Origin of the sequence: Anaerococcus lactolyticus ATCC 51172 (assembly GCF_000156575.1) — a bacterium.
Classification (GTDB): Bacteria; Bacillota; Clostridia; order Tissierellales; family Peptoniphilaceae; genus Anaerococcus; species Anaerococcus lactolyticus.
The window spans coordinates 1-241 of record NZ_GG666154.1; the positions used below are offsets into that span (position 1 = coordinate 1).

Below are 241 nucleotides of genomic sequence, written 5' to 3' on the forward strand. Positions count from 1 at the left end.
ACGAAGCGCACCTCGTAGCGGCCTTCCTGGTCGCCCGGCACGATCTGCGGCGCAGCGACGATGCGCTGCTCGAAGTCGGGATGGCGGGCGAAGAAGGCCTGCTTGGCGGAGAGGGTGCGCTCGCGCGTCTGCGCGCGGCCATAGTAGTCCAGGCGCGGCGCATAGACCCCCTTCCAGGGCCTTGCCGCTGCGTTGCCCGTGGGCGGCCTGCCAGCGCTGGAACAGGCCGAGGATTTCGCTT

General features: G+C 70.1%; 1 protein-coding gene. It reads right to left on the minus strand.

The features are described 5' to 3' along the window. On the minus strand, positions 1-241 hold a 241-nt coding region (locus HMPREF0072_RS11605), incomplete at both ends, for a hypothetical protein (RefSeq protein ID WP_211204246.1).